At 30.8% G+C, this 565-nt stretch carries 1 protein-coding gene; it reads left to right on the forward strand.

Annotated elements, in window-relative coordinates; all coding sequences use genetic code 11:
• A partial coding sequence (locus tag AYC60_RS08785; protein WP_197416908.1) for a hypothetical protein occupies positions 1-565 on the forward strand: 565 nt, incomplete at both ends.

Genomic DNA, 565 nt, shown 5'->3' on the forward strand with positions numbered 1-565 from the left:
ATAGTAATATTACAACTAAAGCTTCAGATTCAAAAGTAGAGGTTATGTTAAACAAAGACATCACAGTTGATAGTTTAACTGTAACTAATGGTCCAGTTATTAATGGTGATGGTTTAAATATGAATAATAAACCTATCAACAATTTAGCAGACGGAAAAACAGCTACTGATGCAGTAAATAAAGGACAACTTGATAAAGCTGCAGCAGCATCAAAAACAGAGGTAACAGGAACAGGACCTATAGTAATAGATCCGGTAACAACAGGAACAAATGGACAAAGTATATATAATGTTAAGGTAACTACAGGAAATCTAACATCATCAAGTCCAACATATTTAACAGTAACTGATGGAACAGGTAAATTAGTTGGAGGAAATGCAAGTATAGATTTAACACAAGCAACAAAAGATAAGATAGATAATGCAGCAACAAAAGATTTAAATAACCTAACACAATCAGGAAATAATGTAATAAATAACCTTGCAAAACAAGCGATAACAGTAGTAGAAGGAACTAATACTCATGTTAAAGAAAAAAATGTAGAAAATGGATTAAAAACATTTAC

It is taken from the genome of Streptobacillus felis (assembly GCF_001559775.1).
Taxonomy (GTDB): Bacteria; Fusobacteriota; Fusobacteriia; order Fusobacteriales; family Leptotrichiaceae; genus Streptobacillus; species Streptobacillus felis.